The 9,051-nt window shown below is 70.9% G+C and carries 10 protein-coding genes; 4 read left to right on the forward strand and 6 right to left on the reverse strand.

The genetic code is table 11. The features are described 5' to 3' along the window. Window positions 1-104: 104 nt before the first annotated feature. Both ACFXBC_RS30415 and ACFXBC_RS30420 read right to left on the reverse strand, forming a co-directional pair. Entirely contained in the window at window positions 105-818 is a 714-nt protein-coding gene (locus ACFXBC_RS30415) for an SDR family NAD(P)-dependent oxidoreductase (RefSeq protein WP_385031610.1), read from the reverse strand. A 74-nt stretch (window positions 819-892) separates the two neighbouring features. Further along, window positions 893-1,876, reverse strand: coding sequence for an amidohydrolase family protein (locus ACFXBC_RS30420; protein ID WP_385031613.1), 984 nt, complete (start codon window positions 1,874-1,876; stop codon window positions 893-895). A gap of 112 nt (window positions 1,877-1,988) precedes the next feature. Here ACFXBC_RS30420 and ACFXBC_RS30425 point away from each other — a divergent pair, with 112 nt between their 5' ends. Then, window positions 1,989-2,441 (forward strand): MarR family winged helix-turn-helix transcriptional regulator, encoded by a 453-nt coding sequence (locus ACFXBC_RS30425; protein ID WP_385031616.1) that lies wholly within the window; start codon window positions 1,989-1,991, stop codon window positions 2,439-2,441. A gap of 110 nt (window positions 2,442-2,551) precedes the next feature. Here ACFXBC_RS30425 and ACFXBC_RS30430 read toward each other — a convergent pair whose 3' ends face one another. Beyond that, window positions 2,552-4,006 carry an MFS transporter gene (locus tag ACFXBC_RS30430; RefSeq protein ID WP_385031619.1) on the reverse strand — a complete coding sequence of 485 codons (1,455 nt, stop codon included), beginning with the start codon at window positions 4,004-4,006 and terminating at the stop codon, window positions 2,552-2,554. Between the two features lie 423 nt (window positions 4,007-4,429). Here ACFXBC_RS30430 and ACFXBC_RS30435 point away from each other — a divergent pair, with 423 nt between their 5' ends. Together ACFXBC_RS30435 and ACFXBC_RS30440 are read left to right on the forward strand one after the other, a co-directional pair. Further along, window positions 4,430-5,593, forward strand: a complete 1,164-nt coding sequence (locus ACFXBC_RS30435; RefSeq protein WP_385031622.1) for a glutathione-independent formaldehyde dehydrogenase — start codon at window positions 4,430-4,432, stop codon at window positions 5,591-5,593. Between the two features lie 120 nt (window positions 5,594-5,713). Beyond that, complete coding sequence (locus ACFXBC_RS30440; protein ID WP_385031626.1) at window positions 5,714-5,908, forward strand: hypothetical protein; 195 nt, start codon at window positions 5,714-5,716, stop codon at window positions 5,906-5,908. Between the two features lie 72 nt (window positions 5,909-5,980). Here the strand turns inward: ACFXBC_RS30440 and ACFXBC_RS30445 are convergent, their stop codons facing one another. The 3 genes from ACFXBC_RS30445 to ACFXBC_RS30455 are packed head-to-tail and all read right to left on the reverse strand — an operon-like array spanning window position 5,981 to window position 7,852. Beyond that, on the reverse strand, window positions 5,981-6,994 hold the full coding sequence (locus tag ACFXBC_RS30445) for an iron-containing redox enzyme family protein (RefSeq protein ID WP_385031629.1): 1,014 nt from the start codon (window positions 6,992-6,994) through the stop codon (window positions 5,981-5,983). Continuing rightward, window positions 6,991-7,260 carry a CDGSH iron-sulfur domain-containing protein gene (locus tag ACFXBC_RS30450; RefSeq protein ID WP_385031632.1) on the reverse strand — a complete coding sequence of 90 codons (270 nt, stop codon included), beginning with the start codon at window positions 7,258-7,260 and terminating at the stop codon, window positions 6,991-6,993. The genes ACFXBC_RS30445 and ACFXBC_RS30450 overlap by 4 nt, the downstream gene beginning before the upstream one ends. Then, complete coding sequence (locus ACFXBC_RS30455; protein WP_385031636.1) at window positions 7,244-7,852, reverse strand: HemK2/MTQ2 family protein methyltransferase; 609 nt, start codon at window positions 7,850-7,852, stop codon at window positions 7,244-7,246. The genes ACFXBC_RS30450 and ACFXBC_RS30455 overlap by 17 nt, the downstream gene beginning before the upstream one ends. A gap of 463 nt (window positions 7,853-8,315) precedes the next feature. Between ACFXBC_RS30455 and ACFXBC_RS30460 the strand changes: the two genes are divergently transcribed. Continuing rightward, window positions 8,316-8,984: a PepSY domain-containing protein gene (locus ACFXBC_RS30460; protein ID WP_385031639.1), complete on the forward strand. Its 669-nt coding sequence runs from the start codon at window positions 8,316-8,318 to the stop codon at window positions 8,982-8,984. The last annotated feature ends 67 nt before the right edge of the window (window positions 8,985-9,051 follow it).

The following is a 9,051-nucleotide window of genomic DNA, read 5'->3' on the forward strand; positions in this document are numbered from 1 at the left end:
GTTGTTTTTTCTTGGCGGGTACCCCACCCGCTACCGGCCCCCCCCCCCCCGCACACCCCCCCGGGTCGGCCGGGGGGCCCCCGCCGGCCCCCCCCCCGGTCGGGTCACCAGGGAACGGGCTCGCCGTCGCGGTCCAGGTAGGCAAGGCCCTTGGTGCCGAGGCGTGAGAGCAGTACGTCCACGAGGAGCGGGATGCTCTCCCGCACCGTGTACGGGGCGTCGGCGCCGCCGAGTTCGGTGCTGATCCAGCCCGGGGCCAGGAGCAGCAGGGCGCGGTCGTTGTCGGCCTGGCGGTTGGCGTAGCTGCGCATGAACATGTTGAGCGCCGCTTTGCTGCCGCGGTAGACCTCGCGTCCCGCTCTGGTGTTGTTGGTGATGCTGCCCTGCCCCGAGGACATGATCCCGATCAGGCCACTGGTGCTCACCAGGCCGTCGAGCGCCTCGATGACGCGCAGCGGGCTGAGGGCGTTGGTCACCATGACGTCGATGAAGTCCTGGGTGGGGACGGAACCGATGGGGGTCTGCTCGTTGTTCGTGGTGCCCGCGTTCACGAAGAGGATGTCGAGCCGCGCTCCGGACAGGCGTTCGCGCAGAGGCGTGAGTTCCCCGGGCTCGGTGACGTCCAGGTGTTCGATGCGGATGTGTCCGGGGTGCTGGTCGGCGAGGTCGTGCAGCGGGGTGCGGGTGGTGCCTCGGACGGTGCCGATGACCGACCATCCACGGTCGGCGAGTTCGGCCGCCATGGCACATCCGAGGCCACGGGACGCACCGACGATCAGGGCGGTGGGGGTGTGCTCGTCGGCGGTGGACCGCGACATGGCGCATCGTCTCCGTTTCCGGGGTGGGGGGCTCTTCTGGGTTCGGCGTTACGGGGCGGGGCGGAGCCCGCCGGTCAGGGTGCGGTGCGGTCGATACCGAAGAGCGTGGCGGCGTTGGCGGAGCTGACCTTGTGCCGGTCGGTATCGGTGGGGATATGGCCGAAGAAGGAGTCGATCTCGGCTCGGGTGGGCTGCTGGAAGGGGTAGTCGGTCGAGAAGATCAGCCGGTCGGTGGTCGTCACGGTCAGGGCGTGTCGCAGCAGGGCGGGGCTGAGCATCCCCGAGGTGGTGATGAAGACGTTGGTACGGATGTACTCCGAGACCGTGCGCTGGAGGCCGGCGATGCGGGAGAGGCTGTCGGCCCGGTCCAGCCAGAAGAGCAGCAACTCGCCCCAGTGGCCCAGCACGATCTGCAGATCGGGGTGGCGGTCGAAGGCGCCGCGCAGGATGAGCCGCAGTGCCGCGGTCGCCGCTTCCAGGTGCCAGCCCCAGCCGAAGGTGGCAAGACCCAGGTCGGTCGTCGGGTCGAAGCCCCGGTAGGCGGCGTCACGCAGCGCGTCGGAGGGGATCTGCGGATGGATGAAGACCGGCTGGCGCAGGTCGGCGGCGGTGGCGAAGAAGTCGTCGTAGGCGGGGTCGTCGAGGAACCGGTCGCCGGACCGGCCGTAGACCATGGTCCCCACGTGGCCCTGGGCCGCGGCCCGTTCGAGTTCGGCGGCGACATGGCGCGGGGACGACATCGGGAGGGTCGACAGTGAACGGAACCGTGCCGGGTGGATGCCGACCGCCTCGGTGGCGGTGTCGTTCGCGAGGCGGCTGAGTGCGAGCGCCTCGTCGGGGGGCAGTGACTGGGTCCCCGGCGGCGTGAGGGCGAGGACGGCCAGGTCGATCCCCTGGGCATCCATGGTGGCGATGCGGCCGGCTCCGAGGTCTTCGAGACGCTGGAGGGTGTCGCCCCGCTCATTGAAGAGGAGGCTCTCGTCCGGGTGGGCGACGGCCTTCAGGGCGGAGGTCAGCTCCGGCAGCATCCAGTGTTCTTCGATGCCGATGAGGTCCATGATCGGCGTCCCTCCGCTCGGGCGATTCGTTCCATGTGCGGGCAAAGCTAGGCTCACCTCAAGTACCTGTCAAACGATAACGATCGATCGATAGGTAAATTACACTGTGAGGGTGGACGAGAAGCAGAAGGCCAGACTGTTCGAGCTCGCTGACCTGATCCTGGCGATCAGTCGGCATATTCATGCTGCCAAGGCGGAGACAGGAGAGCCGTGGACGCCGCTCGAAGCGGCGGTCATGCGCTTCGTCGACCACCAGCCGGGCGCCACGGCGGGCCAGGCCGCCGAGTCGACCCGGCTGATCTCCAGCAACTTCAGCCGGGCCCTGCGCAAGCTGGAGCAGAAGGGGCTGGTGCGCCGCGAAACCGACCCCGAGGACGCGCGGCGCGTACGCCTGTATCCGACGCCGAAGGCGGGCGAGAACCTGCGGTACCTCCAGGACGCCTGGGGTGGCCTTCTGGACGAGGCCGTGCCCGACACCGTCGAGGCGGATGAAGTGATCGCCGTACTGCGGCGCATCGAGGCCCAGCTACTGGCCCGAAGCCGCAGTGGCCCGAACCGGGGTTGAACCCGCCACCGGAGCCCCGGGGGAGCCAGGACGACCGGCGGGCGGCTCGCGTTCGCACGGCCCGGCCACCGGTTGCCGGTTGGCGAGCCCGCTTCTGCGGTTCCCGCTGCTCACCCGCGCCTGATGCGGTTCGCGACGACGTCCGCCACCGCGGCGATCAGCGCGGCGACCACGAACGCCACCGACACGATCAGGCCGTGGTCGTACGCGGTCGGCCAGCCCTCCGTCACCTGGGCGAAGAACACCGAGCCCACCGCGGCGATCCCGACCGCGGAGCCCACCCGCTGTCCGGTCTGGAGTGTGCCGCCGGCGCTGCCCGCCATCGCCACCGGGACCTCCGAAAGCGTCAGCGTCTGGTTGGGGGCGATGACGAGGCCGCTCCCCAGCCCGGCCAGCAGCAGCGGCCCCGCCATCGCCCACCCCGCCCCGTGGCCCGGCACCATGTGCACCGCCAGGGCCGTGCCGCCAAGGCCGACCGCCACCATGGTCAGCCCGGTGGCGATGAGAGGCCGGCCGAAACGGCTCACCAGCCGGCCTCCCAGGGCCGCCGTGGCCCCGGAGCCGAGCGCGAAGGGGGTGATGGCCAGCCCGGCGAGCAGCGCGCTGTAGTGCAGCCCGCTCTGCAGATAGAGCGTGCTGATGAAGAAGATGGAGGTGAACCCGGCGAAGTACAGCAGGATCAGCAGGCACCCCAGCCAGTACGAACGCACCCGGAAGAGCGCGATGTTCAGTACGGGCTGGATGCCGTACCCCGAGCAGCGCGACTCCCACCAGGTGAAACCACCGAGCAGCAGCAGCGCCACCAGGAGCAGCAGCCACTTCTGCGGACCGTGCCACTGCTGGGCCTGGACGAAGGGCAGCAGCAGCGCCAGTACGCCGGTGCCGAGCAGGAACACCCCGAGGGGGTCGAGGTCGCGCATACGCACATGACCGGCGGTCGGGGTGTCCGGCAGCAGCCGCCGGGCCAGCGGCAGGCAGATGGCGCCCAGCGGAAGGTTGACGTAGAAGACCCACCGCCAGCCTTCCTGCGCACCGGCCGCCTGGATCAGCAGTCCGCCCAGCAGCGGCCCCACCGCTGTCGAGAGGCCCACCACGGTGCCGAACATCCCGAAGGCCCGGCCGCGCTCGCTGCCGGAGAACATCTGCTGGATCAGCGCGGAGATCTGAGGCGAGATCAGCCCGCCCGCCACCCCCTGCACCAGCCGCGCGATCACCAGCCAGGTGCTCGACTGGGCCGCACCGCAGGCGGCGGACGCGACGGTGAAGAGCGCGAGGCCCGCCATGAAGACCGCACGGCGGCCCCGCGCGTCGCCCAGCCGTCCCGCCGGGATGAGGAAGAGGCCGAAGGCGAGGGCGTACCCGGACAGCACCCACTGCAGATCGGATTCGGGGGTGCGCAGCCCTTCGCGGATCGAGGGCAGCGCGACATTGACGATGGAGACATCGAGCAGGGTCATGAATCCGGCGATCAGGCACACCCCGAGCGCCGCCCAGCGCCGCGGGTCCGGCCCCCCGGACGTGCCGCCCGGGCCGGAACCCGAATCGCTCACGGGCTGTGAAGCCACAGCATGCTTCCTTTCCTCCGGATCTCCGGACGCCGTCCCCGGCCCCCCGAGGCGGTCCGGCCGCGGCCCGCGCCGTCTTCCACCGGATGCCTCACCCGATTCGCCTCGAACATCCTCACGCGGAGGGACAGCCGTGGCATCTCGGCGCCCGCGATCTCACCGCCCGCGGGCGGTGAGCGTTGTGGACCCGGCCGCGGATTTGACAGGGCCCCGGGTGGTGGGACGGTTGATGAGGCGCCCGGTTCGGCCGCCTCGCCGGTGAGGACCGGCCGTAAGGGACCCGGGGGATCACCCCGTGGTGGTCCGGAAGGTGTCCCCGGCCGTGCGCCGTCAACAGGCCGGCGCAGCCCGCCGCGAGTGGATCCCAGCAGGTCGTGGCCTCTGCGTCCGGACGCGAGCAGCAGAAAGGGCGGCGGTCTCGTCATGCGGGCAGCAGTGTACGAAGGACCTCGGACGGTCACAGTGAAGGACGTGCCGGACGCGAGGATCGAGCACCCCTGCGACATCATCGTGAAGATCACCAGCACCAACATCTGCGGCTCCGACCTCCATATGTACGAGGGGCGGACCTCGTTCGAGACCGGGCGCACACTCGGGCACGAGAACCTGGGGCAGGTCGTGGAGGTGGGGCCGGGGGTCAGCAAGGTCAAGGCCGGTGAGTACGTCGTCCTCCCGTTCAACATCGCCTGCGGCTTCTGCAAGCAGTGCGAGAAGGGGCTGACCAGCTACTGCCTGACCATGCAGCCGGAACCCGCCCTGGCGGGGGCCGCGTACGGATTCGCCGAGATGGGCACCTACCAGGGCGGACAGGCCGAGCTGCTGCGCGTCCCGTACGGAGACTTCAACGCCCTGCGGCTCGGGGAGGACGCCGCCGAGCGGCAGGTGGACTACGTGATGCTGTCGGACATCTTCCCCACCGGCTACCACGCCACCGAGATGGCGGACGTCAAGCCGGGGGACCAGACCCTTGTGTACGGCGCGGGCCCGGTCGGCCTGATGGCCGCCTACTCGGCGCTCCTCAAGGGCGCGGGGCGCGTGTGGGTCGCCGACCACCAGCCGGACAGGCTGCGGATCGCCGAGGAGATCGGGGCGATCCCGATCGACACCAGCCGACAGGATCCGGCCGAGGTCGTCAAGGAGGCGACACTCGGACTGGGCGCCGACAACGGCTGCGAGTGCGTCGGCTACCAGGCGCACGACCCCCAGGGCAAGGAGGACGCGGCCCTGACCCTGAACGGGCTCATCGACGCCGTGCGGTTCACCGGGTCACTGGGCGTGGTGGGTATCTTCCTGCCCGAGGATCCGGGCGGTGCCCAGGCCCAGGGAGAACTCGAAGGGCAGGGCAAGATCGCCATCGACTACGGGCTGATGTGGTTCAAGGGCCAGCGGATGGGGACCGGTCAGGCACCGGTCAAGCGGTACAACCGCGCCCTGCGCGATCTGATCGCCGGAGGGAAGGCCGAGCCGAGCTTCCTGGTCTCCCACGAACTCGACCTGGACGCGGCGCCCACCGCGTACGAGAAGTTCGACGCGCGCGAGGAGGGATGGACCAAGGTCGTGCTCCATCCGAACGGCTCCTCCGCCTGACGGCGGCGGCGGGCGGTTCCGCCCGAGTGCGGGACCGCCGGCGAGCATCTAGGACATATTTGTCGCAAATTGCGGGTATTTACCCACCCAGGTTGTTCACGCCACGACAATGAGGTCCCCATGGCCAACACCCATAACGACGACGATGACGAGTTCTACTCGCGCGACCGGCCCGACCATCCCGTACTGCCGGAGGACCGCCCGCGCGGGGGACAGCCCAGGTACCCCTTGCAGCACCGGGGGCCGTGGACGGCGGCGGCCGTCGTCGTCGCGATCATCGTGCTGATCATCGTGGGGGTGGCGCTGTTCCCGTGACGGGGCCCGCTGTCCCCGTACGGGGCCCGGTGCCGCCGGGGGGTCCGCGACCGTGGGGTCGGGCGTCCTGCCTCAGGCGGTACGAAGAGCGGAACGGCCTGCGCGCCACTCACCCAGCAGATGGGCGGCCAGCCGCTCCTCCAGGAACACCGTGGCATCCGCACCGAAAGCCACATCGTCCCGCAGATACGGCTCGTCGGTGAGCAGCCCGCCGGTCACCTCTCGGCGCACGATCTGCTCGTGCACCGCGTCCGCCTCGACATGCTCGTCGTAGAACCGCACGGCGGCGGGACCCGCTCCGAGACGCCGCATCGCCTGCGCGAGGCGGCGCGATCCGGGCGGCGACGTCACCTCGACACAGGCGAAATGACCGACCAGGGCGCCACGCAGCGCCCGGTGCAGCCCGAACAGCGTCATCAGGTTCACCGTCGCGAGTACGGAGGCGGGCGCCGACCCCAGATAGTGGCCGTAGCGGGTGTCGAGGCCGAGATCCGTCATGAGGTCGGCGAAGAGCTGTGCGTGTACGTCCTCGGCCCGGCCGGCGCCGAACTCGTCGTACTCGATCGCGGTCATCGCCGCCTTCGCCCGGCCGCTGAGCCGCGGGATCACCCAGACATGCGGATCGGCCTCCTTGAGGTGGTAGAGCGAGCGCAGGGCGGCGTACTCGCGCATCTGCCACAACTCGCCCTCGTGCTCCAGGTGGTACGCCACACTGCCCCGCGCGTCGGCGGGCTCCACCAGAAGTTCGCCGAACACGTCGTCGGTGCTGCGGCCCGCCGGGACATCTTCGCGCAGACCGGCGAGGAAGCGCTCTTCCAGGGCCCCGCGCAGCGGCATCAGAGCGGGATCCCACTCACGGTGGTCGGCGACCCCCGCGAAGCCGCGGTAGTGCAGCTCGTAGAGCAGGTACAGGGACAGCTGGAGGTCCTCGCCGTACGGGTCGGCCTCCGCCGCCTCCTGCGTGCCTGGCGGGGCCGCGGACTCCGCGGTGAGGGCGGCGATGACACCCGCCGACAGCGGACCCCGGTGGGCGGGCAGTACGGGCCCGGCGCGGTACCGCCGGGGATCGGCCGTCGCAGCGGTCATGAGGCGGGCTCCCCGGGGTGGCCGGGGCGATGGCCGGGCGGGGACGTACGCCGGTGGCCGCGGTGGCTGGTGTCGCACCAGGGATAGGTGCGGCTGCGCCGGCAGGTGCAGAGGGCAACGGTGAACCGCTCGGAGACGACACGTGTGCCGTCGTCCAGGGTCACTTCCACCGGGCCCTCGATCAGGACGGGACCGCCGGGGTCGACAGCCACCCGCCTCGGCCGTTCGGAGGGCCGGTCGGAGGACCGCTCAGCGTCGCTCGGCACGGATCACCACCAGCTCCTCCGTGTCGTCGGCGGGCCCGATCAGCCCCTGCGCGCGGAGCCAGGGCAGCCGGGCGGTCAGTACGGGCCCGAACGGGACGTCCGCCCGGTCGATGACCGAGCACCGCAACCCGGCCTGCGTGAGCTGCCGCAGCGTCGCCGGGGCGCCGCAGAGACCGGAGTGCACCATCAGCAGCACCCCCCGCGGGCCCAGCAGCGACGGGGCGTGCGCACAGACGCGGTCGAGCACATGCCTGCCGTCGTGCCCGGCGTCCCACGCGCGGACCCGGCCCCGGACCGGAGGCAGGGCCCGATCGGCGGGCACATACGGAGGGTTGCACACCACGACGTCGAAGGTGCGGTCCCAGGGGACCGACAGATCGCCGCGCCGCACCCGGATGCGGTGACCGCCCCGCAGAGCGTTGACGCGGGCGGTCGCCACCGCCCGCCTGGATATGTCGACGGCCGAGACCTCGGCCCCCATACGAGCGGCCAGCAGCGCGAGCGCTCCGCCTCCCGTGCACACATCGAGCACGTTCATTCCGGCGGTGACACCTTCGGCCCGGAGTGCGCGCGCGAGAAGACAGGTGTCCATCTGGGGCGCATACACGCCGGGAAGCGTCCAGATCGAACGGGGAAACCCGGAGAGACCGAGCAGACCGGTAAGGCCGGGGAGGCCGGAGTGTCCGGCGGGCCCCGGGCGGTGTCCCGGAGATCCCGGCCGGGTTCCGGGGCCGGCCCTGGCTGCGGTGCCACTCGTCGTGAGCCTCACGGATCCAGCCTCCGTGCCGGCGCCGTGTGCCGCCACTCGGGCGAGGGCGAGGGCGAGGGCGAGAGCGAGGACGAGGGCCTTGGCCTTCCGGCCCGGCTTCCGGAGCCGTACGGACCGTAGCCGACGGGCAAACGCCGTCGAGGACTGAGCCGCCCCACCGGACGGAGCGGTGGCGGCCGGGCGGCTGTGGCGGCGGACCGCGTCGCTCCCGTACGCCTGCGTGCCACGCCTCTAGAGTCCCTTCGGCAGGACGTAAACGGACTTTTTCTGGCGAAGGAGTTACTCAATGGTGCGGAACGGTCGTACAGGCGCCCTCACAGTGATCGCGGCGACGGGTGCGTTGCTGCTGTGCGGGTGCTCGGGTTCCGGCGGGCACGCCCCGTCGCACGGAACCGCGGCCTCGCAGTCGTCTCCCAGCGGTTCACCCAGCTCTTCACCGGGCGCTGCGTCCAGCCCTTCCGGGCACCTGACGGAGGATCAGTCCGAGCGCAAGGCGCTGATCCCGGCGGCCAAGGTGAATTACGAGAAGGCGGCCAAGGCCGCCGTCACAGCGGTGCCCGGCTCCGAGCCGGTCTCCGTGGAGCTCGAACGGGGCGCGAACGGCAAACCGGTGTGGAAGACAGAGGTCGCCAAGAGCGACGGCACCAGCAGCAAGGTGCCCGTTGACGCCACCACCGGCAAGGCGGGGCAGCCGCGGACCGAGACGGACGAGGACAGCGAGGACCGGGCCAAGCTGGCCGCTCGTCTGAAGCGGGCGAAGGTGACGATGTATCAGGCCGCCGCCACCGCAACGGGCCGCAAGAAGGGCACGGTCAGCACCGCCGAACTGGACGACGAGAACGGCACCCTGGTCTGGAAGATCGACGTCGTGACGCACACGGACTGGAACAAGACGACGTTCGACGTCGACGCCGGCAGCGGCAAGGTGGTGCGCGAGAAGGTCGACCGCGACTGAGCCGGACCGTGCGCGGGCCGACCCGCGCAGGACCGCGCCCATGCCTCCGCCCCGGGGGTTGAGCCTG

It is taken from the genome of Streptomyces sp. NPDC059398, from assembly GCF_042751845.1.
Classification (GTDB): Bacteria; Actinomycetota; Actinomycetes; order Streptomycetales; family Streptomycetaceae; genus Streptomyces.